The 20,448-nt window shown below is 75.1% G+C and carries 18 protein-coding genes; 9 read left to right on the top strand and 9 right to left on the bottom strand.

Annotated features, from left to right (window positions below):
* Positions 1-33: 33 nt before the first annotated feature.
* The 3 genes from ACFOVU_RS12215 to ACFOVU_RS12205 all read right to left on the bottom strand — a co-directional run bounded on the left by ACFOVU_RS12215 (position 34) and on the right by ACFOVU_RS12205 (position 2,319).
* Entirely contained in the window at positions 34-873 is an 840-nt protein-coding gene (locus tag ACFOVU_RS12215) for a peptidoglycan recognition protein family protein (protein ID WP_378532973.1), read from the bottom strand.
* Between the two features lie 242 nt (positions 874-1,115).
* Entirely contained in the window at positions 1,116-1,379 is a 264-nt protein-coding gene (locus ACFOVU_RS12210; RefSeq protein WP_378532971.1) for a hypothetical protein, read from the bottom strand.
* A gap of 16 nt (positions 1,380-1,395) precedes the next feature.
* Positions 1,396-2,319: an SPFH domain-containing protein gene (locus ACFOVU_RS12205; protein ID WP_378532969.1), complete on the bottom strand. Its 924-nt coding sequence runs from the start codon at positions 2,317-2,319 to the stop codon at positions 1,396-1,398.
* Between the two features lie 109 nt (positions 2,320-2,428).
* Between ACFOVU_RS12205 and ACFOVU_RS12200 the strand changes: the two genes are divergently transcribed.
* Positions 2,429-2,926, top strand: a complete 498-nt coding sequence (locus ACFOVU_RS12200; RefSeq protein WP_378532967.1) for a PH domain-containing protein — start codon at positions 2,429-2,431, stop codon at positions 2,924-2,926.
* Positions 2,923-4,491, top strand: coding sequence for a PH domain-containing protein (locus tag ACFOVU_RS12195; protein WP_378532965.1), 1,569 nt, complete (start codon positions 2,923-2,925; stop codon positions 4,489-4,491). The genes ACFOVU_RS12200 and ACFOVU_RS12195 overlap by 4 nt, the downstream gene beginning before the upstream one ends.
* A 47-nt stretch (positions 4,492-4,538) precedes the next feature.
* Here ACFOVU_RS12195 and ACFOVU_RS12190 read toward each other — a convergent pair whose 3' ends face one another.
* Both ACFOVU_RS12190 and ACFOVU_RS12185 read right to left on the bottom strand, forming a co-directional pair.
* Entirely contained in the window at positions 4,539-4,901 is a 363-nt protein-coding gene (locus ACFOVU_RS12190) for an STAS domain-containing protein (protein ID WP_378532963.1), read from the bottom strand.
* Positions 4,902-5,119: 218 nt separating this feature from the next.
* Positions 5,120-6,136 carry a methyltransferase gene (locus ACFOVU_RS12185; RefSeq protein ID WP_378532961.1) on the bottom strand — a complete coding sequence of 339 codons (1,017 nt, stop codon included), beginning with the start codon at positions 6,134-6,136 and terminating at the stop codon, positions 5,120-5,122.
* A gap of 147 nt (positions 6,137-6,283) precedes the next feature.
* Between ACFOVU_RS12185 and ACFOVU_RS12180 the strand changes: the two genes are divergently transcribed.
* From ACFOVU_RS12180 to ACFOVU_RS12160, 5 genes are all read left to right on the top strand, one after another.
* On the top strand, positions 6,284-7,333 hold the full coding sequence (locus ACFOVU_RS12180; RefSeq protein WP_378532959.1) for an SWIM zinc finger family protein: 1,050 nt from the start codon (positions 6,284-6,286) through the stop codon (positions 7,331-7,333).
* Positions 7,334-8,127: 794 nt separating this feature from the next.
* Entirely contained in the window at positions 8,128-9,570 is a 1,443-nt protein-coding gene (locus tag ACFOVU_RS12175; RefSeq protein WP_378532957.1) for a DUF5691 domain-containing protein, read from the top strand.
* A complete protein-coding gene (locus ACFOVU_RS12170; RefSeq protein ID WP_378532955.1) occupies positions 9,567-10,667 on the top strand; it encodes an ATP-binding protein in 1,101 nt (366 codons plus the stop codon). Before ACFOVU_RS12175 ends, ACFOVU_RS12170 begins: the two co-directional genes overlap by 4 nt.
* A complete protein-coding gene (locus ACFOVU_RS12165) occupies positions 10,667-13,051 on the top strand; it encodes a DUF5682 family protein (protein WP_378532953.1) in 2,385 nt (794 codons plus the stop codon). Before ACFOVU_RS12170 ends, ACFOVU_RS12165 begins: the two co-directional genes overlap by 1 nt.
* Positions 13,048-14,262, top strand: a complete 1,215-nt coding sequence (locus ACFOVU_RS12160) for a VWA domain-containing protein (RefSeq protein WP_378532951.1) — start codon at positions 13,048-13,050, stop codon at positions 14,260-14,262. Before ACFOVU_RS12165 ends, ACFOVU_RS12160 begins: the two co-directional genes overlap by 4 nt.
* A 10-nt stretch (positions 14,263-14,272) precedes the next feature.
* On the opposite strand, the gene corA is transcribed toward ACFOVU_RS12160, so the two are convergent.
* Both corA and ACFOVU_RS12150 read right to left on the bottom strand, forming a co-directional pair.
* Positions 14,273-15,436, bottom strand: coding sequence for a magnesium/cobalt transporter CorA (corA, locus tag ACFOVU_RS12155; RefSeq protein WP_378532949.1), 1,164 nt, complete (start codon positions 15,434-15,436; stop codon positions 14,273-14,275).
* A 553-nt stretch (positions 15,437-15,989) separates the two neighbouring features.
* Positions 15,990-16,298, bottom strand: a complete 309-nt coding sequence (locus ACFOVU_RS12150; RefSeq protein ID WP_378532947.1) for a helix-turn-helix domain-containing protein — start codon at positions 16,296-16,298, stop codon at positions 15,990-15,992.
* A 199-nt stretch (positions 16,299-16,497) separates the two neighbouring features.
* On the opposite strand from ACFOVU_RS12150, the gene ACFOVU_RS12145 reads away from it, so the two are divergent.
* A complete protein-coding gene (locus ACFOVU_RS12145; protein ID WP_378532945.1) occupies positions 16,498-17,151 on the top strand; it encodes an alpha-ketoglutarate-dependent dioxygenase AlkB family protein in 654 nt (217 codons plus the stop codon).
* A 122-nt stretch (positions 17,152-17,273) separates the two neighbouring features.
* On the opposite strand, the gene ACFOVU_RS12140 is transcribed toward ACFOVU_RS12145, so the two are convergent.
* A complete protein-coding gene (locus ACFOVU_RS12140; RefSeq protein WP_378532943.1) occupies positions 17,274-18,530 on the bottom strand; it encodes a carboxylate-amine ligase in 1,257 nt (418 codons plus the stop codon).
* Between the two features lie 338 nt (positions 18,531-18,868).
* Here ACFOVU_RS12140 and ACFOVU_RS12135 point away from each other — a divergent pair, with 338 nt between their 5' ends.
* Entirely contained in the window at positions 18,869-19,939 is a 1,071-nt protein-coding gene (locus ACFOVU_RS12135; protein WP_378532941.1) for an alkene reductase, read from the top strand.
* Positions 19,940-20,059: 120 nt separating this feature from the next.
* Here ACFOVU_RS12135 and ACFOVU_RS12130 read toward each other — a convergent pair whose 3' ends face one another.
* Entirely contained in the window at positions 20,060-20,431 is a 372-nt protein-coding gene (locus tag ACFOVU_RS12130; RefSeq protein ID WP_378532940.1) for a winged helix-turn-helix transcriptional regulator, read from the bottom strand.
* Between the last annotated feature and the right edge of the window lie 17 nt (positions 20,432-20,448).

The following is a 20,448-nucleotide window of genomic DNA, read 5'->3' as shown; positions in this document are numbered from 1 at the left end:
GGCGGCCGAGGGGCCGCCGCTGCCGGGCCGGGGTCAGCCGATCGCGTGGTTGGGGTCGCGCGATCCGAGGGCGGGACCGTGCTGATAGTGGGCGAACTGCTCGTCGGCCGGTGCGGATGCGCTCTGGCCGTTGCGCGGGTCGCCGTCGTTCAGCTCTGCCAGGCCGATGCTGCTCAGCCGGGCGCCGACATCGGAGCGCAGCTGCGGCAGCCGCGCGTAGAGCTGGTCGCCGGGGCAGGCCGTGGCGTTGAGGTCGCGGTGCCCGACGATGGCCGAGGTGGGCCGGGCATAGACCGTGCACAGCCAGGCGCAGGTGGCCACGAGCGCGTTGTAGAGCGCGGTGGTGGGGGTGGCGGAGGTGTAGGTGCCCTCGTTCTCGATGCCGACGGCGACGCCGTTGTAGTTGGCGACGTGCGCGCCCACCACGTGCCGTGCGTTGCGGATGGACGACAGGGAGAGGTTGCGGCCCTCCATGACGTACCCGCCGCGGCTGATCGTGAGCTGCTGCCCGGTGTCGGCCCAGCCGTTGGAGTCCATGTGGAAGTTCTGGATCGACCGCGACAGCGCGAACGCGTGGCTCTGGCTGTAGTCGGTGCTGTTGGCCGTGGCGGTGTGGTGGACCACGATGTAGGTCGGCCTGGTGTTGGTCACCTGCGCCGGGCTCGACGGCGGGCGGGCGCCCCAAGCGGAACGCGACGAGATCGAGGGCTCGGGTGCGGCGAGGGCGCTTCCGGCCATCCCCACCTGAGCCGCACTACCGAGCAGGACGCCACCGGCGACGAGTGCCGATCCGCGGAGGATGTTCCGCCGGGACATCCCATCGGCCGCGCCAGAGGGGGATTCGGCGTCGATAGATCGTCTGGTTTCGGACATGTGACCCATCCTTGGTTGTGGATGCTTGTGGCACCAGCCGCCACAGGAAAACACAGTGACCAGCGGCGAGAACAGGGTTACCGCGCGTATCGCCATGGCCGATAACGGCCGTGGACGGGATCTTGACACTGGAGGCCCCGATTCCGCCCAGGGTGCCACATCACACCCTTCTAACCGCGCGACCTGGCATTACAGACCGGGCCCGGGACGGCGGCTCCGCGGAGCCGCCGTCCCGGGCCCGGTCACCCCTCGGCCGCCGGGCCGCCGTCGGGCGGGGGGTCGTCGGATGGGGCGTCGTCGCTCTCGGGCTCCGGCGCCTTCTTCGGGCGCCCCCGGCGGGGGATGGCAGCGCTGTTCTTGGGCATGCGGCCCGCATCGGACAGCGCGCGGCGGAGGAGGAACTCGATCTGCGCGTTGGTGCTGCGCAGCTCGTCGCCCGCCCAACGGGCGAGCGCGTCGTGCACGGCGGGGTCGAGTCGCAGCAGGATCTTCTTCCGCTCGGCCACGGTGATCGGCCGTCCGCTACTGGTACAGCGAGCCGGTGTTGACCACCGGGCTGGTCGGCCGGTCCGAGCACAGCACGACGAGCAGGTTGCTGACCATCGACGCCTTGCGCTCCTCGTCGAGCTCGACCACGTCCTGCTCCGACAGGCGCTGGAGCGCCAGGTCGACCATGCCGACCGCGCCCTCCACGATCAGCTGCCGGGCGGCCACGACCGCGCCGGCCTGCTGGCGCTGGAGCATGGCCTGGGCGATCTCCTGGGCGTAGGCGAGGTGGGTGAAGCGCGACTCGACGATCCGCACGCCCGCCGACTCCACCCGCGCGGCGATCTCCACCGACAGCTTCTCGGTGATCTCGTCGGCATTGTCGCGCAGCGACAGCCGGCTCTCGTCGTGTGCGTCGTAGGGGTAGTTGTTGGCGATATGCCGCACGGCGGTCTCGGTCTGGATGGAGACGAACCGCACGTAGTCGTCGACCTCGAAGACCGCGCGGGCGGTGTCCTCGACCTGCCAGACCACGACCGCGGCGATCTCGATCGGGTTGCCGTCGAAGTCGTTGACCTTCATGACCGAGGTCTCGTGGTTGCGGATGCGCGTGGAGATCGGCTTCCGCGTGGTCAGGGGGTTGACCCAGCGCAGGCCGTCCTCGCGCACCGTCCCGGCGTAGCGGCCGAGGAACTGCACGACGCGGGCCTCGTTGGGGGCCACCACGGTCAGCCCGGCCGCGGCCGCCAGGCCGGCCAGGATCGACAGGATCCCGCCGACCCACGCGGCCGCTCCCGCGCCGGCGAACCACCCGGCGAGCACCAGGAACGCGCCGGCGAGGAGCAGGACCAGGCACAGGACCGCAATGGGCAGGCCCGGAGCCCCGTGCACCCCGCGTTCACGGACCTTGGGGTCCGGCATCTGCACGCTCACGGCGGCGCCGCGGGTCGTGTCGTCCATGGATGTCCTCCTTCGGTCGAGATGATGCCGTCAGCATAGCATTGTGATATCACTTTATTGACCGCCTTCTCCGGACCTGCTCCGGACCGACACCGAAAGGGGAGTGGCCATGCCTCTGCGCCTGCGACCGCCCCGCCACCGGGTGGAGCGCCGCGCCATCGCCTGGTGGACCGCCCGGTCCCTGCTCATCGCCGTACCGCTGGCGGCCGCGCCCGCGGCGGCGACCGCCCTGCCCCTGGACGCCGCACGCCCCTGGCTCTGGCTCGCCGCCGGGCTCCTCGCCGCCGCCGGAGCCCTCGTGACCGCGGCGATGCCGCAGTGGCGCTACCGGGTCCACCGCTGGGAGGTCACCGACGACGCCGTCTACACCGCCTCGGGGTGGCTCTGGCAGGAATGGCGGATCGCGCCGATGTCGCGGATCCAGACCGTCGACACCGACCGCGGGCCGCTCCAGCGGCTGTTCGGCCTGTCCAGCCTGACCGTCACGACCGCCTCGGCCGCCGGGCCCCTCAGCATCGACGGGCTCAGCCACGAACGCGCGGCCGAGCTCGCCGCCCGCCTGACGGCCGCCACCACCGGGGCGGCCCCGGCCGGTGATGCCACATGACCGCCGCGACCCCGGTGGGGCCCGCCCCGCGCCACGACCCCGGCTCCCCCGCTGTCTCGGCGGAGTGGCGCCGCCTCAGCCCGGCCACCGTGTGGGCCAGTGTGGCCCTGCTCGCCGCCGTGATCGGGCTGCCCGCGATCGTCGCCACGGCCGCTGTCGCCCTCGCCGGCGCGCTGGTGCCGTGGGGGCTGACCATCGTCACCGCCGCCGCGGCGCTCATCGCGGCCCTGGCCGGAGCCGACGCCCTGCGGCTGCGCCGCACCCGCTACCGGGTCACCGGCGAGCGCATGGAGATGGACTCCGGGATCGTCGCGCGCACCTCGCGGTCGATCCCGCGCGAGCGGATCCGCAGCGTGGACGTCTCCGCTCCGCTCTGGGCGCGCGTGCTGGGGCTGTGCAGCGTCACCGTGGGCACCGGCGTCTCCGCCGGCGCCGCCCGGCAGGACGAGCTGCGCCTGGACTTCGTGACCGCGGCCGAGGGCGCGCGGCTGCGCCGCGAACTCCTGCTCCGCGGGCCCGGGGCCGATGCCGGCGACGCGTCCGGCCTGCCCGGTACCGCGGTACTGGCCGGGCTGTCCCCGGCCTGGTTCGGCTACGCCCCGCTCAGCCGGGCCGTCCCGTTGCTCGGCGCGGGCGCGATCGGCGGTGCCTGGCAGGTGCTCAGCTGGTTCGGCGAGCAGCGGGCCGTCCGCATGACCCTGCCCGTGTGGGAGGCCGTCCTCGCCCACCCGTTCGTCGCCGTCCCGGCCCTGGTGCTCACCGTCGCCGTGACGGGCACGGTCGCCGCGACCGCCCTCCAGGTGGAGGCGTGGTGGAACTACCGGATGACGCGGGAATCCGACGGCACGCTGCTGGTGCAGCGGGGGCTGCTCACCGCCAAGTCGCTGTCGGTGGAGGAGCGCCGGCTGCACGGTGCGGAGGTACTGGAGCCCCTGCCGCTGCGCTGGTCCGGCGGGGCGAAGGTGGCGGCGGTGGCGACCGGCCTGGGCGGCGGCGACCGCGAGGAGACCGTCGCCCGCAGCGCACTGTCGCCGGCCATGCCTGGGCCGCGGGCGCGACGGCTGGCCGCCGCGGTGCTGAACGCCCCGTTCTCCCTCCTCGACACCCCGCTCGCCGCGCATCCCCGCGCCGCGCTGCGCCGCCGTGTGGCCGGCGCGCTGCTGGGGGCCGCCGTGATCGCGGCCGTGCTCGTCGGTGCGGCGGCGGTGACGCCGTGGGTCGCGTGGTGGGCCGGGCCCGCCGCTGCCGCGGTGGCCGCGCCGCTGCTGGTGGCCTATGCCGTCGGCGCCTACCGGGGGCTGGGGCACGCCCTCACGCCAGGGCACCTGGTGACGCGCGCGGGCATGGCCGCGCGCGCAACGGTCGCGCTGGAGCGCGACGGGATCATCGGCTGGCGGTTCACCCGCTCGCCGATGCAGCGCCGCGCCGGCCTGGTGACCGTGGGCGCGACCACCGCCGGGGGTTCCGGTGTGTACCGGGCGGTCGACATGGGCCTGGGCGAGGGGGTGCGCCTGGCCGACGCCGCGGTCCCGGGGCTGCTCGCCCCGTTCCTGGAGCCGGCCTGACGGGCGCGGTTCGCCGCCCCCGCTCGGCGGGCCGTGGCCGGGGCCGCTCAGCGGCGGGCGGGGCGGTTCACGTGGGCGAGGGCCATCTCGACCAGGGGGTAGACGTCGAAGATCTCGTGGAGCTGGAGGGCGTCGAGGATGCGCGCGGGCACCGATGTGGGCTCGGCGAGGACCATGTGCCGACCCTCGCCGGTCAGCCGGCGGTAGGCGCCCATGAGGGCGCGCACCCCGCTGGCGTCGAAGAAGACCACACCGGAGAGGTCGACGACCACACAGGAGCGGCCCGCGAGCCCCGCCGCCCGCAGGATGCGGTCGTGCATGTCGTCGGCGGTGGCGATGTCGATCTCACCGCGGATGGGCACGACGATGGCGTCCGTGCAGGCAAAGCGCTCCCGTTCCCGTCCCGACACCTGGCGGCCTCCTCGAAAACCAACGCTCACACCTGGACCGGCCCCCCGTGCCGGTGATCGTATCGATCCGGCGCCGACCAGGTGGGCGGTTTCGGGATATTCACGGCGCGACCCCTGCGACCTGCGGCGCGGCACCGCCGGGGGTGTCGTGGAGGTGGCCCACCGGCCGCCCGGCCACCAGGTCGGCGGCGCGGGGCCGGGTCCGGAGCCCGCTCGGGTCAGCCGGGGACCGCGACCAGGACCCGCATCTCGGCGGCCAGGTCGCGGATCTCGCGGGCGCGCAGCCCCGCCGCGTGCAGCAGTTCGCCGTACTCGGCGGCGGTGCGCTCGCGGCCGGCGGTCATGACCATCATGTGCAGGTCGAAGGTGGGCGCCAGCCGCGCGGGGTCGCGGTCGGGAACGACCCGCTCCAGGATCAGCAGCCGGCCGTCGTCGGGCATGGCGGCCCGGCAGTTGGCCAGGATCGCCCGCGCGTTGTCGTCGTCCCAGTTGTGCAGGACGCGGCAGAGCAGGTAGACGTCCCCGCCGGAGGGGACGTCGCGGAAGAAGTCGCCGGGTACCGCCTCGCAGCGGCCCTCGGCGACGTAGGTCCCCAGGCGGCCCTCGGCGGAGCGCATCACGTCGGGGCGCTCGAAGAGCACACCGCTGAGGTGCGGGTAGGCCATGAGCAGCCCGGCCAGCACCGAGCCGTCGCCGCCGCCCACGTCCACGACCCGCGAGGCCGCAGCGAAGTCGACCACGGCCGGGAGCTCGGCGGCGAACGAGCTCCCCACCGACATGCCCGCGTCGAAGAGCGCGGAGTCGCCGGGGTGGGCGTGCAGGTAGCCGTAGATGTCGGTGCCGTGCGCCGCGCGGAAGGCGGACTCGCCGGTGCGGACGGCATCGCCCAGCCGCTTCCAGGCGTCGGTGAAGAAATCGCTCGTGTAGAGCAGCGCGAGGTCGCGCATCGACCCGGGGTGGGTGGCGACGAGGAGGCGGCCCTTGCGCGTGGGGGCGTAGCGGCCTTCGGCGTCCTCGGTGAGGATCCCGATGGCCGCGAGCACCCGCAGCAGCCGGAGCAGCGGCTCGGGTTGCAGGCCGAGCCCATCGGCGAGCTCTCCGGGACCGGCCGGCTCCTGCTCCACCCGGTCGATCACGCCCAGCTCGACGCCGGCGGAGACCGCCTGTGCCAGCCACGGCCCCACGAGGAGTTCCAGCAGCTCCCCGCGGTCCGCTTCGTCTCGGTCCCGTCCCACGTCCATCATCGCTCCCCGGTCCGCTCCGTGCTCCCGTTTCACGGTAACGCCGCGTGCTCGCCGAATCACCGGGATGGCCGATATCACCCCCTGCGTCCGCTGTCCGTGCCCCCGGAAATGTCCGACCCGGGCCCTAGATTCAGGGGTGTGAGCGAACGTTGGAGCGCCGATGACCTCGGGTCTCCCGCCCCTGATCCCGCAGGACGCGGGGCGGCGGCGGGGGCCGCCCGGCCCTCGTCGGGGCCCGTGCTCGGGACCGGCCCGGCCGTCGTCGACCCGCGCGAGAAGAGGGCCCGGCGGCGCGACGAACGGGTGGCCGACGGCCTCGCCGAACTGGAGCTGTGGCTGCGCGACCAGGTCGAGTCCGGCCTCGCCGCTGCGCGCGACCCCGGCTACGCCCGCTATGACGACATGGCGGCGCGGCTGGTCGACGCCCAGGCGGCGCGGGTCGCCGACCGCGTCCGCGACCTCGCCGGGATCGGCTCGGCCGCCGACTGGCCGTCGCGGCTGCTGGCGGAGTACGCGCTGCTGCGGCTGCTGATCACCGGGTTCCGCCGCCGCGACCACCTCCCGGACGCCCTGGCGGCGACCGTCCGGTCCCGGGTGGGCCTGCCCACCACGGCCGACGCATCCGCGCCGGTCCGCGACACCTGGCAGGTGCTGGGGGGCGCGTTCTTCCGCGCGGGCCGGGTACGCGGCCGGCGCACCTGGCTGCGCGGCGGCACCAGCGGGCGCACCGCCGCCCTGGTGTCCTACGCCCGCCCCGGCCGGGCCCCGGACTCCCCGGTCCGGGTCGGCACCGAAGTGGACGCCGACCTCGCGTTCCACCCGGCCGAATCACGCGCGGCCATCACCCGGCGCCACGGCGAGCGGCGGGCCGGGCCTCCGCGAGGCGGCACCGTCGCCGACGCCCTCGCGTCCTGGGCCCGCGTCCTGGCCGACGACCCCTGGCTGGAGGCGTGGCCGGCGGTGATCGCCGACGCCGCCGTAGCCCGCAACAACGGCTGGTGGCTGACCGACCCCACCGGAGCCGCCCTGCCACTGCACCCCGACTCATCGCCCCCGTGGCTGCTGGCCGCCATCACCGGCGGCACCCCGGCCAGGGTCGCCGCGGAGTCGACCCCGCACGGCCTGCGCCCTTTGACCGTCTGGCACCCCGACGGCACCCCCGTGCCACTCACCGACGAATCCGTGTAGGCCGCCATGATGCTCACACCGAAGACCCACGGGCGAAGGGCGGCCCGAGCCGCGGGATCGTCACGGCACTGCCCCGGTCGGCACACGCCGTCGCCGATGGACGGCCCAGGTCCTGTTCGTTGGATGCTTTCGGAAAAGCACGCGGCCGTCCAGGCGCCGCATCGCACGACGGTTCGCGAAGGCCGGCCTGGCCGGCTGTTCGAGCGCAACCGGCGCAGCCAGGCGGCGTCAGGGCCCCGGCCGTGCCACCATGCGGAGCGCTCGCAGGAAAAACGGCCGACGCGCTGGGCACAGCGCCGCGGCAGGCGGCTCCCAGCCGCGTCGACGCGACCGGCGGCCCGGCCAGCGGTCCGGACTCCGCGATGCGCCGACTGGGGCCGAGGGCCCGACGCTCCCGCCATGGCCGCACGGGCCGGCCCCCGATCGGCCCGTCGCGGCGGACGCGGACCGCGATGCAGCGCCGCACGCCCCCGGAACGCATGCGCCGGCACACGCGCCACGCCCCGTCGACCGGCCGTCCCAGGGACGGCGGCTCACGGGCCGGGCATGGCACCGCGGCGCGCGCCCGAACGGGGCCGGGCTCAGGCAGCGGGTCGACCGCCGGGGCGTGCCGGGTGGTGCGCCGAACGACCCGGGTCCGATCCGTCTCCGCGGGGGCGCCCGCCGATGGCGTCGCCCGATGCCGTGATCGCGGCCTGAACGGCGACCGGCGCCCTCCCGCGTCGGCGGACGTGCGGCTATGCAGAGAGCCGCTTCCGCCTCCTCCTTCTTCCCCCTTGAGAGGACCGTTCTCCGTGCCGACATCCGACGTGTGGGCGGATCTGGTGTCCGCGGCCCTGGTGGGCACCGGGCGGCGGGCCGTGCCGGATCCGGCTGGGCTGCCCGCTGTTTCCGAGGAAGACCCGGCGCTGACGCTGCTCGCCCGGGCCGCGCTCGTCGCGGTGCGCGATCGGGCCGGGCGGGTGGCGGGACGGGCCGATCCGCTACCGGCCGCTCCGGCCGAAACGGCCCCGGTGGTGGGCGATGCCGCGGCGCTGCGGCTGCGCGGGCTGCTCGACGACGCCGCCGGCACCGGCGTCCACCTGGGCGAGTGGCTGGACCTCGCCGCCGAGCGGGGGCGGCGCGTCCCCCCGCACCTGCTCCCCCGGCTGCTCGACGCCGGCGCCCGCGACCGCGGACTGGGCCGCCGGGTGGCCCGCGTCTGTGGCGAGCGCGGCTTCTGGCTGGCCGGGGTCGCGCCCCAGTGGTCCTACCTGCTCCGGCTGGCTCCGGTCGGCGCCTTCACCGTGGAGCAGTGGCGGGCCGGCGACGCCGACCGCCGCCACCGGCTGCTGGAGTCGCTGGAGGACGGGCTCTCCCCCGGCGACGAACCGCTGCTGGCCGAGGCGCTGGCCGACGCCAGCCCTCGCGTCCGCGGCCTGGCCATGGCGCTGACGGCCCGGCTGGGCGACACCGAGCGCGGCAGGAGGCTGGCCGGCCACGCACGGCGCCACATCGCCCCCGCCCCCGCCGGCCTCCGCGTGACGCTGCCCGACCTGACGGACTCCGCCCTGGCCCGGGACCTGAACGTCACCGCGCCCAAGGGGGGCGACCCCCGCGGGGAGATCCGCCGCGAGTGGCTGTGGTCGCTGGTGTCGCACACCCCGCTCGGCACCTGGACCGGCCATTTCGGCGGCGACCGCGCCCACGTGGCGGGCCTGGCCGCGGACTCCGGCGACGGGGACCTGCTCGATGCGCTGGCCAACGCGGCCGTGGTCCAGCGCGACGCCGCATGGGCGCGTGCGCTGCTCCCCGCCTGCCTGGACCGGCTCACACGCGGCCACGACCTGCGCGGCAGCCGCGGGCGCGCGCTGCTGGCCCTGCTGCCCGTTGCGGAGAGGTGCGCGTGGGCGGCCGAGCGCGGGACCGGCGCCTCCGCCGGCGCCCTGCTCACCGCGGTGGAGCAGCTCTCCTGCCCCTGGACCGAGGAGCTGGGCGCCCTGGTGGCCCGCGCGATCCTCCGGGAGCCCGCCACGGACCTCGCCTCCGCCCCGCTGGCGGGGCTGTGTCGCGAGGCCGAGACCTGGCTGCCGCCCCGCATGCACCCGCTGTTCGACGCCTTCGCCGATGACGACCACCACGTCACCGACGAGGCCGACGAGGACGCCCACGACGCCGGCGGCGATCGCCGTGACCCGCGCGCCCGGCTCGCCCGCACCCTCCGATTCCGATCCGACCTGCACGAGGAGCTGCGTTGACCTCCGCCACCCCCGCGGCCGCCGTCCTGCGCCCGCACGCCGAGCAGCACTTCGCCGACGAACTGGCCGCCCTCGCCGCCGCCGACGACCGGCCGCGCCCGCCCGGGTGGAGGCTGTCGCCGTGGGCCGTGACCGCCTACGTTCTCGGCACCACGCTCGACGACGGCACCGTGGTCACCCCCAAGTACATCGGCGCCCGCCGCGTCGTGGAGGTCGCGGTGGCCACCCTGGCCACCGACCGCGCCCTGCTGCTCCTGGGGGTCCCCGGCACCGCCAAGACCTGGCTGTCGGAGCACCTGGCCGCCGCCATCTCGGGCGACTCCACCCTGCTGGTGCAGGGCACCGCCGGAACCGCCGAGGAGGCGGTGCGCTACGGCTGGAACTACGCCCGGCTGCTGGCCGAGGGACCCTCCGGCTCCGCCCTGGTGCCCGGCCCGGTGATGACCGCGATGGCCGAAGGCCGCCTGGCCCGGATCGAGGAGCTGACCCGCATCCCCTCCGATGTCCAGGACGCGCTGATCACGGTCCTGTCGGAGAAGACCCTGCCCGTGCCGGAGCTGGGCACCGAGGTGCAGGCGGTGCGCGGCTTCAACATCATCGCCACGGCCAACGACCGCGACCGCGGCGTCAACGACCTGTCCAGCGCGCTGCGGCGGCGGTTCAACACCGTGGTGCTCCCGCTGCCGCAGACCGCCGACGACGAGGTCGAGATCGTCTCCCGCCGTGTCGCCGACCTGGGCCGTGCGCTGGAGCTGCCCCAGGTGCCCACCAGCACGGCCGAGATCCGCCGCATCGTCCAGGTGTTCCGGGAGCTGCGCGCCGGGGTGACGGCCGACGGCCGCACCAAGGTGAAGTCGCCCAGCGGCACGCTCAGCACCGCCGAGGCGATCTCGGTCCTGACCGGCGGCATCGCGCTGGCCGCCCATTTCGGCGACGGGACGCTGCGCCCGGCCGATGTCGCGGCCGGGGTCCACGGCGCCGTGGTGCAGGACCCGGTCTCCGACGGCGTCGTGTGGCGCGAATACCTGGAGACCGTCGTGCGCGAGCGCGCCGGCTGGGCGGACTTCTACGCCGCCTGCCGCGAGGCGGGCCGCTGATGGGGCGGCGGGTGGACACCGGCCGCGTCCACGTGCTGGGGGTGCGCCACCACGGGCCCGGGTCGGCGCGGGCGGTGCGGGCCGCACTGGAGGGGTTGCGGCCCGACGCGGTGCTGATCGAGGGACCGCCCGAGGCCGACGCGCTGACCCGCCTGGTGCCGGAGCTGAAGCCGCCGGTCGCGCTGCTCGCCTACACGCCGGGCGACACCGCGCGGGCCGCGTTCTGGCCGTTCGCGGAGTTCTCCCCCGAGTGGGTGGCGCTGGACTACGCCGCCCGCGCGGGGGCCGACGTCCGCTTCTGCGACCTGCCCGCTGCGCTCTCCCTGGCCGAGGCGGCACCGGGGCCTGGCACCGCGCCGGAGGAAGGCGGGCCCGGCGGGGCGCCCGCCGGCGGCGACGGTCCCGGGGTCGCCGAGCGCAGCCGCGTCGACCCGCTGGGCGTGCTCGCCGAGGCCGCCGGCTACGACGACCCCGAGCGGTGGTGGGACGACGTCATCGAGCAGCGCCCCGGCCCCGGCGCCGACGACGGGGTGCCCTCGCCGTTCCCGGCCATCGCCGAGGCGATGACGGCGGTGCGCGCCGAACTCGCCCCCGAGCCCGCCGATCCGCGCGAGGCCCGCCGGGAGGCGCACATGCGCCGGGTGCTGCGCTCGGCGCTACGCGCCGGCTACCAGCGGATCGCCGTGGTGTGCGGTGCCTGGCACGTCCCCGCGCTGCTCGAGCACCCCCGCGTCGCCGACGACGACGCGCTGCTGCGCGGCCGGCCCAAGGTGAAGGTGGCCGCGACCTGGATCCCCTGGACCCACGGCCGGCTGGCCGCGGGGGCGGGGTACCTGGCCGGCGTCCGCTCCCCCGGCTGGTACCACCACCTCTTCACGGTGGCGGACCGCCCGGTGGAACGCTGGTTGACGGAGGCCGCGCGGCTGCTGCGCGAGAAGGGCCAGCCGGTCTCGTCCGCGCACGTCATCGAGGCGGTCCGGCTGACCGGGGCGCTGGCCGCGCTCCGCGGGCGCCCGCTCGCGGGGCTGGCGGAGCTGGCCGAGGCGACGTCGGCGGTGCTGTGCGAGGGCTCGGTCGAACGCGCCGACCTGGTGCACGGCGAGATGGCGCTCGGGGAGCGGATGGGGGCGGTGCCCGATTCCACCCCGATGGTGCCGCTCCAGCGCGACCTCGCGGCCTGTCAGCGGCGGCTGCGGCTCACGCCCGGCCCGGCGCCGCGCGACCTGGACCTGGACCTGCGCGAGGAGTCCGCGCGCACGCGCAGCGCCCTGCTGCACCGGTTGCGGCTCATCGGGGTCGCGTGGGGCGAGCCCCGGCGCGACCCGACGCGGTCGCAGGGCACCTTCCGCGAGACGTGGACGCTGGCCTGGGCGCCGGAGCTCGACCTCGCGCTGATCGAGGCCGGCCGGTGGGGCACCACTGTGGCCGGGGCCGCGGCCGCCCGCGCCCGCGACATCGCCGCCCGGGCGCCCCTGCCCGAGCTGACCGGGCTCACCGAGGCCTGCCTCAAGGCCGGCCTGGACGATGCGGTCGACGACGTGCTGGCGCGCCTGGCCGACCGCGCGGCCGAGGACGACGACATCGAGCACCTGATGGACGCGGTGCCGCCGCTGGCCCGGTCGGCCCGCTACGGCGACGTCCGCCGGACCGGCTCCGCAGCGCTGCGCCGGGTCGCCGGCCAGCTGATGGCGCGGGTCTGCGCCGGGCTGGGCCCGGCGCTGTCGGGGCTGGGCGACGACGCCGCCACGCGCATGGTGACCGCCATCGACGAGGTGCACGGGGCGGCGGTGCTGCTGGGCGGCGCGTGCCAGGACGACTGGCTGGACGCGCTCGCCTCGGTCGCGGTGCGCGAGGACGTCCCTGGCCGGGTGTGCGGGCGGGCACACCGCATCCTGTACGAATCCGGGCGGATCGGCGGCGCCACCACCGCAGTACGGCTGGGCCTGGCCACATCGCGCGCCACGCCCCCGGAGCGGGCGGCGGCCTGGATCGAGGGGTTCCTGTCCGGCGGCGGCCTGCTGCTGATCCACGACGAAGCCCTGCTCGCGCTGGTCGACGCGTGGCTGGCCGACTTGGCTCCGCAGGCGTTCGTCGACGTGCTGCCGTTGCTGCGCCGCACCTTCGGCGCGTTCGCGGCACCGGAACGGCGGGCGATCGGCGAAAGGGCACGACACCTGGGCACCGGCGCGTCGGCGACGGCGAAGGCGACGGCCAGCACCGCCGTCGACAGCGGACGCGCCGCTCCCGCCGTGGCGACGGCGGCCCTCGTGCTGGGAGCGGCACCGGCAGCACCAATGGACCCGTCACGGCGAGCCGCCGAGCGAGTGAAGGCGGCGCCACGCGGCCGAAGGCCCAGTGGGTTTCCAGCAAAGGGGACGGAATGAGCGGCACGGAAGCGACGGCCGAAGAGGCGGTGTCGGAACGGATGCGGCGGTGGCGGCTGGTGCTCGGTGACACCGCCGGGGAGGCGCTGGGCGGGCTGGACGGCGCCGACGCCCGGATGGACGGGGCGCTCGCCGCGCTCTACGACCGTGACCGCGGCGGGGACGGGCCGCGCCGCGGCGGCTTGGAGGGGTCGGCCCCGCGCGTCGCGGCATGGCTGGGCGATATCCGCTCCTTCTTCCCCACCGGTGTGGTGCGGGTGATGCAGGCCGACGCCATGGAGCGGCTGGGCCTGGAACGGCTGCTGCTGGAGCCGGAGATGATGGACGCGGTGGAGCCCGACGTGCACCTGGTCGGCACGCTGCTCTCGCTGGCCCGGGTGCTGCCCGTGGCCGCCCGGGAGTCTGCGCGGGCCGTGGTCCGCCGCGTGGTGGCGGACCTGGAGCGCCGGCTGGCCGGGCACACACGGTCCGTGGTGCAGGGTGCGCTGGACCGGTCGGCGCGGACGGCCCGGCCGCGGCGGGCCGCCGACATCGACTGGGACCGCACGATCCGCCGCAACCTGCGGCACTACCTGCCGGAGCGGCGCACCGTGGTGCCGGAGACGCTGGTGGGCCACGGCCGCCGCGACCGGGGCGTGCAGCGCCACGTCGTGCTGGCGGTCGACGAGAGCGGGTCGATGGCGTCGTCGGTGGTCTACGCCGGCGTGTTCGCCGCCGTGCTGGGGTCGGTGCGGGCGCTGCGGACGTCGCTGGTGGCGTTCGACACCTCGGTCGTGGACCTGACCGGCCGGCTCGCCGACCCGGTGGAGGTGCTGTTCGGTACCCGGCTGGGCGGCGGCACCGACATCAACCGGGCGCTCGCCTACTGCCAGGGGCTCATGACCCGCCCCTCCGACTCGGTGTTCGTGCTCATCAGCGACCTCCACGAGGGGGGCGTGCGCGAGGAGATGCTGCGCCGTGTGGCGGCAATGAAGGCGGCCGGGGTGCAGGTGGTGGTGCTGCTCGCGCTGTCCGACGACGGGGCGCCCGCCTACGACCGCGCCAATGCCGCGGCGCTGGCGGCCATGGGCGTGCCGGCCTTCGCGTGCACGCCCGACCGGTTCCCGGAGCTGATGGCGGCGGCGCTCCAGGGGCGGTCGCTGATGTCGTGGGCGGAGCAGGAGCAGGCGGGGCGGGAGGAGGGCGGTCGCTCCGCGGAGGGCCGGGTGTGACCCGGCCCGGCTACATCCAGTTGCTGCGTTTGAAGAGCAGGTAGAGCCCGACACAGCCGACGGCCATCAGGCTCAGGGCGAAGGGGTAGCCCAGGGCCCAGTGGAGCTCGGGCATGTGGTCGAAGTTCATCCCGTAGATGCCGGCGATGAGGGTGGGGGCGAAGAGGATGGCGGCCCAGGCCGAGATCTGCTTGGTGACCTCGCCCTGCCGGTAGCTGGCCTCGGTGAGGTGGCGCATCTCCTCGTTCTGCTGCTGGGAGACCAGGGTGGCGTTGACCGCCAGGATGTCCTGGAGCATCTGCCGGAAGGCGTCGGCGCGCTCGGCCGCGGTGGTGGCGTGGTCGGCGACGTCGCGTAGGTAGCGGCGCAGCTCGGCGTGGGCGCTGTCGTCGGACAGGCCGTCGATGAGGGAGCGCAGCACCTCCAGCAGGGGGTGGGCGGCGCGCTGGAACCCGATCACCTCGCGCGACAGCTCGTATATGCGCCGCGACACCTTGGGGTCGCCTTCGAAGACCTCGGTCTCGATCTCGTCGATGTCGTTCTGCAATCCGGCGACGACGGGGGCGTAGCCGTCGACGACCGCGTCGAGGATGCCGTAGAGGACGGCGATGGGGCCGTGCGCGAGCAGTTCGGGGTCGGCTTCGAGGCGCCGGCGGACCGCGGCCAGGTCGGGGGCGTCGCTGTGGCGGACGGTCAGCAGGAAGTGCGGGCCGGCGAAGATGTGGATCTCGCCGAACTCGACCTGCTCGGCGGCGTCGAGGTACCGGGCTGCTCTGAGGACCACGAAGAGGCCGTCGTCGTAGCGCTCGATCTTGGGCCGCTGGTGGGCGACGATCGCGTCCTCCACCGCCAGCTCGTGCAGGCCGAACTCCTCGGCGGCGGCGATGAGCTGGTCGCTGGTGGGCCGCAGCATCCCGATCCAGGCCATGGCGCCCTCGGTCCGGGGCGTGTGGCGGTGCAGCTCGACGAGGTTGCCGAGGTCGGCGGGGGCCTCCTGGCGGTGCCCGTCGACGTAGATCGCGGCGTCGATCACGCTTTCGTGGATCGGCGGCGTGCGGCCGGGGTCGGCGCGGGGGTCCATGGAGAACTCCGGGGCGGGATGGCCGGTGGAACGGCGGCTCTCCTGGCTCATACGGAATCCGGGCAGCCAGAACAGCGGACGGCGTTGCGACATGGGACACCCCTGGGCGGGCTCGTTGCGGATGGCGACCGGAGTGCACGCACGACGGAACCCGTCGTGCGGCTAGGTGGTACTGGGAGGTTGGCTCATGTCGGCCCCACCTCCCCGCATCCGTGACGAACCCCTACGCCACCAGCCTAGCCCCCCGCCGCCCCACCCCACGGCACACCCGAGCCACCGCGCGCCGCGGGTCGAGGTGCCGCCCGTCGGAGGGCCATGTCCCCCGGCCCCCAGCGCGGCGTGGTTCGACGCGTACTACCCCACTGGCCGGTCCGGGCCGTCCAGCCACGCGAATTGGCCGACCGGATTCACGGTGAGGCCGAATCGGGTATGGTCCGGCCTCCCGGCGTCCTTCCACCACTCGAAGGCGGAGGCCAATTCATCGAAGGGCGCACGTGGACCGTGCTGCTTCACGGGGTGTTCCCGGGATCCGGGCCGGATTCTCCAAGTGTTCCAGCGCTTCGTCTACGGCCGCCCTGGCTCGCTGTACTGCCAGATGGGAGGGCGATCTGGGGCATCTCCCCCACCCCTGCGTTCCCCAGATGGGTCAGGCGGCGTGCGGCTCGAACCAGACCGAGTCGATGTCATGCCCGGCCTTCAAATGAACATCCGCGTTGAGCGCGGCCGCCAGTCGGCGCAGCAGGGCGACGGTCGGGGCAGTGCCGCCCTCCTCGATGCACTCGATTTCGTCGGCGCTCATCGCCGCCCGCTCAGCCAACTCCTCAACGGAGAGTCCCAGAGCCAGTTGCCCGTCATACAGTGCTTTACCGAAGGCCAGGGCCTCCCGGATCGCGATCCGCTCCGGGTCCTCAAGCAGTGGATCGGGACGAACCCAACGCGTGTGGTACCCGGCCATCACACCCGCCTTTCGTAGCGCTCAACAACCGGCCCATCATGCTCGCTGGCACAGGTCTTCTGCGCCCGGACCGCTCTGTCGATCTGCCGTTGATCATGTTGCTTCGTCTTACGGAAGACTGTGAGCAGCACGATCCTGCCATCCTGCCTGCACCAGTACGTTACGTGCGCAGGCAGGGCCGCGCAGGGACACTGGGGGAATGAGTGAACCGCTGTTCCCGGCGCAGCCCGTGGAGGTCGCGCCCGGGGCCGTTCATGTGCCGGGGTGGCTGGACGCCGATACCCAGCGGGAGCTGGTCGGGCGGTGCCGGGGGTGGGCGGCGGGGCCGGCCGGGATGCGGCGGCACCGGATGCCGCGTGGCGGGGTGATGAGCGTTTCGATGGTCAGTCTGGGGCTCCACTGGGCTCCGTATCGCTACACCGCCACCCTGCCCGACGGCACGCCGGTCACGCCTTTCCCGCCCGACCTCGGGGACCTTGCCCGCCGCGGGGTCGAGGCCGCCTACGGGGCGCCGCCCCCGGACGGTGCTCCCGGCTATGACGTGGCGCTGGTCAACTTCTACGACGCCGACGCCAAGATGGGCATGCACCGGGACAGCGACGAGCGCGTCGATTTCCCGGTGGTGTCGCTGAGCCTGGGCGACACCTGCGTGTTCCGGTTCGGCAACACCGAGACCCGGACCCGGCCCTACACCGACGTGGAGCTGCGCAGCGGCGACCTGTTCGTCTTCGGCGGGCCGTCGCGCCGCGCCTACCACGGCGTCCCGCGGACCCGCCCGGGCACCGGTCCCGGCGGCATCGGCCTGCCCGCGGGCCGCCTCAACATCACCATCCGCGCCTCGGGCCTGGGCTGACCCGGGCCTGAGCCGGGCCGCCCCGACCCTCCGCCCGCACCCGCCCGGCCCCCACCGGTCCGGACCCACCGCCCCGGTCCCCACCGGTCCGGGACCCGCCGGGGCGGGCCCGGGCCGGGCGGTCAGCGGCTCTCGGCGGCCGCCTCCAGGCCGTAGCGGGTCTGGCGGATGAGGAGGTCCACCACGTCGGCGACCCGCCCGCGGCGCGCGTAGGCGGTGCGCTGGCGGTGGGCGCCCGATCCCAATCCCAGGAGGCGGGCCAGCAGGGTGTGGGCGGTCTCCTCGTCGCCGCACATCCGCAGCCCGGGTGAGGCGGCGTGCAGCATCCGCTCGACCTGCCGGCGGGCGGGGACGAGTTCGCGGGCGATGGGGTCGAGGGTGAGCCCTTCGAGGCCGTCGCGGGCCGCGCGCCACATGGCCAGCCGCAGCACCCCGTCGGAGGGGGCGGGCGCGGGCTCGCCGGCACCGACCGCCAGGAGCGCGGTGGCGACCAGCCCCCGCACCACCAGGGCCGACAGCAGCGCCTCCTCGACGGTGGCGGCGACGTCGCCCACGCGGATCTCCACCGTGGGCAGGTGGGCGGAGGTCCGGACGTCCCAGTAGACCATCCGCCGGTCCAGGATGGCCCCCGAGAGCATCAGCTCCTGCACCGCCTGCTCCTGGTCGGCGAGCGAACCCAGCCAGGGCGGGGGCCCGGCCGAGGGCAGCCGCGCCCAGGTCACCGCCCGCCAGCTGGCGTGGCCGGTGTCGCGCCCCCGCCGGAACGGGGAGTTCGCGGTCAGCGCCAGCAGCGACGGCAGCCAGGGCCGCAGGTGGTTGCCGACCTCGATGGCGGCGCGGGGGTCGGCCACGCCCACGTGCACGTGGCAGCCGCACACGGTGTGGGCGTCGCGAAGGGCGCCGAAGGTGTGCGCGATGTTGCGGTAGCGCGCCCCGGCGGTGAGCGGGGCGCCGCCGACGTCGCCGAGCACCGCGGTCCCGGCGGCGGCGACGGCCAGGCCGCGTGCCGCCGCCGCCTCGCACAGGGCGGTGCGCGCCGCGGTGAGGTGGTCGCGCAGCTCGCCGGCGGTCCGGCAGACGGGGCTGGCGGCCTCCAGCTGGTAGCGGGTGATCTCGCCGCACAGGTGGGCCTCGGTGCGCGGGGTCGGGTCATCGGATCGTTGCGCCGCCGCGAGGATCTCGGGGGCACGCGCGCTCGCCAGGCGCGTCACGGGGTCGATGACGAAGAACTCCTCTTCCTCCCCCATGGTGGGCGCCGTCGGCGGTGCCGCGTCCAGGGCGGTCGTGGGCGCGGCGACGGACCGGCGTGGCGACGACGGCCGGGTCGGCGGCGCGGTTCCCGCGCGGGAGGGGCGGCGTGCGCGTCCGGGCTCGGGCATGGGGCGGGCTCCTGTCGGTCGACGGAGTGGAGCCCTATTGATACCCCTGGCGCGCTCCACAGCGAACTCTCCTGATGGTCGGGAAAATATGGCCGCTTGCGAAGACAACCGATTCCCGCCCCTACGTCCGCCCAGTTCAGCGGCGCCCCGGCGGGCGCCCCTCCCCCGCCCCGCCGCTCCCCCGCAGGCCGGCCGCGAGCGCCGCGCGGGAGGACCGGGCGAACGCCACACCCCCGCTGCGTTGACACATCCGCGAGAGAGACTAACTTTTTGCAAGCAACTTCTTTTTAACAAGCGTGGTTTCGCCGCGCCCCCGTCCCTCATGAAGGAGACCCCGCATGTCGATCGCGTTCGAGCCGGTGCGCCTCGGCGACCTCACGCTGAACAACCGCATCGTGATGGCGCCCATGACGCGCAGCCGCGCCGGCGAGGGCAACGCCCCCACCGACCTCACCGCGACCTACTACGCGCAGCGCGCGTCGGCCGGGCTCATCATCAGCGAGGCGGTCCAGCCCAGCGCCGGCGGCCAGGGCTACATCTCCACCCCCGGCCTGCACAGCGACGCCCAGGTCGAGGCGTGGCGCGTGGTCACCGAGAAGGTGCACGCCGAGGGCGGCGCGATCGTCGCCCAGCTCATGCACTCCGGCCGGATCGGCCACCCCGACCTGCTGCCCGACGGCCTCGTCCCCGTCGCCCCCTCACCGGTCAAGGCCGACGCCACGACCTTCACCGCCGAGGGCCCCAAGGACAGCGTGGTCCCGCGCGAGCTGACCACCGCCGAGGTCGAGCAGACCATCGCCGATTTCGCCGCCGCAGCCCGCAACGCGATCGCCGCCGGGTTCGACGGGGTGGAGCTGCACGGCGCCAACGGCTACCTCATCCACCAGTTCCTGTCCGACAATGTGAACCTGCGCACCGACCGCTTCGGCGGGTCCATCGAGGGGCGCACCCGCTTCGCAGCCGAGGTGACCGCCGCGGTCGCCGACTCCATCGGGCCGCGGCGGCTGGGGCTGCGGATCTCGCCCGCCCACCCCCTCGTCGGCCTCACCGAGGCGGATCCGGAGGCGCTCTACGCCGACCTCGTGGCGCGGCTGCCCCGCGAGCTGGCCTACCTGCACGTGATGGAGACGGGGCGGCGCGACCTCACCCGCCTGGTGCGCGAGGCGTGGAACGGCCCGCTCATCCTCAACCCGCACGCGGAGTTCCCCAGCGCGGCGGGCCCGGACTCCCTCGACGTGCTCGGCGAGGGCCTGGCCGACGCCGTGGCCTTCGGCTCCCTGTTCCTGGCCAACCCCGACCTGCCGCGGCGGCTGCGGGAGGGCGGCCCGTTCAACGAGGCCGACCGGGCGACCTTCTACGGGGGCGACCACCGGGGCTACACCGACTACCCGGCGCTCGACGGCGCCTGAGCCGTCCTTGAGCCGTCCCTGGGCGGTCCGGACGTGCGACGGCGGCCCGCCCCGTGATCGGAGCGGGCCGCCGTCATGCCGGGAAGCGGCCGGTACGGGGGCACACGGCCGGGGCGGGCCTCAGCCGCGGGCCGCGGCGCCGGAGGCCGGCCGCGCCGGGCCGGGCTCCGCGCACGGGAGGTCCACCCACGCGTCGGCCCAGTCCTGGAGCGCGGTGACCACGACGGTCATCGCCCGCCCCTTGTCGGTCAGCCGGTACTCGACACGCACCGGGGAGGTGGAGCGCACGTCGCGGCGGACGATCCCCTCGGCCTCGAGGTCGCGCAGGCGCTCGGTGAGGATCCGGTCGGTCACCCCGGGCACGCCGGCCCGGATATCGGTGTAGCGGTGGCTGCCCGCCATCAGCGCCCGCACCACGGCGAACATCCACCGCCGCCCGAGGAACGCGGCGGCGTGGCTGTAGCGCGGGCAGTAGGGGCTGAGGTCCTCCATGCCCCCATGGTAGGCCC

This window comes from Nocardiopsis sediminis (assembly GCF_042650565.1).
Classification (GTDB): domain Bacteria; phylum Actinomycetota; class Actinomycetes; order Streptosporangiales; family Streptosporangiaceae; genus Nocardiopsis_B; species Nocardiopsis_B sediminis.
This window is presented reverse-complemented; position numbering and strand designations above follow the sequence as displayed.

Excerpts from the sequence above, each read along its gene's own strand:
- ACFOVU_RS12215 (WP_378532973.1), bottom strand. The coding sequence starts at position 873 with ATGTCCGAAACCAGACGATCTATCGACGCCGAATCCCCCTCTGGCGCG.
- ACFOVU_RS12205 (WP_378532969.1), bottom strand. The coding sequence starts at position 2,319 with ATGGACGACACGACCCGCGGCGCCGCCGTGAGCGTGCAGATGCCGGAC.
- ACFOVU_RS12200 (WP_378532967.1), top strand. The coding sequence starts at position 2,429 with ATGCCTCTGCGCCTGCGACCGCCCCGCCACCGGGTGGAGCGCCGCGCC.
- ACFOVU_RS12195 (WP_378532965.1), top strand. The coding sequence starts at position 2,923 with ATGACCGCCGCGACCCCGGTGGGGCCCGCCCCGCGCCACGACCCCGGC.
- ACFOVU_RS12165 (WP_378532953.1), top strand. The coding sequence starts at position 10,667 with ATGGGGCGGCGGGTGGACACCGGCCGCGTCCACGTGCTGGGGGTGCGC.
- ACFOVU_RS12160 (WP_378532951.1), top strand. The coding sequence starts at position 13,048 with ATGAGCGGCACGGAAGCGACGGCCGAAGAGGCGGTGTCGGAACGGATG.
- corA (WP_378532949.1), bottom strand. The coding sequence starts at position 15,436 with ATGTCGCAACGCCGTCCGCTGTTCTGGCTGCCCGGATTCCGTATGAGC.
- ACFOVU_RS12150 (WP_378532947.1), bottom strand. The coding sequence starts at position 16,298 with ATGGCCGGGTACCACACGCGTTGGGTTCGTCCCGATCCACTGCTTGAG.
- ACFOVU_RS12145 (WP_378532945.1), top strand. The coding sequence starts at position 16,498 with ATGAGTGAACCGCTGTTCCCGGCGCAGCCCGTGGAGGTCGCGCCCGGG.
- ACFOVU_RS12140 (WP_378532943.1), bottom strand. The coding sequence starts at position 18,530 with ATGCCCGAGCCCGGACGCGCACGCCGCCCCTCCCGCGCGGGAACCGCG.
- ACFOVU_RS12135 (WP_378532941.1), top strand. The coding sequence starts at position 18,869 with ATGTCGATCGCGTTCGAGCCGGTGCGCCTCGGCGACCTCACGCTGAAC.
- ACFOVU_RS12130 (WP_378532940.1), bottom strand. The coding sequence starts at position 20,431 with ATGGAGGACCTCAGCCCCTACTGCCCGCGCTACAGCCACGCCGCCGCG.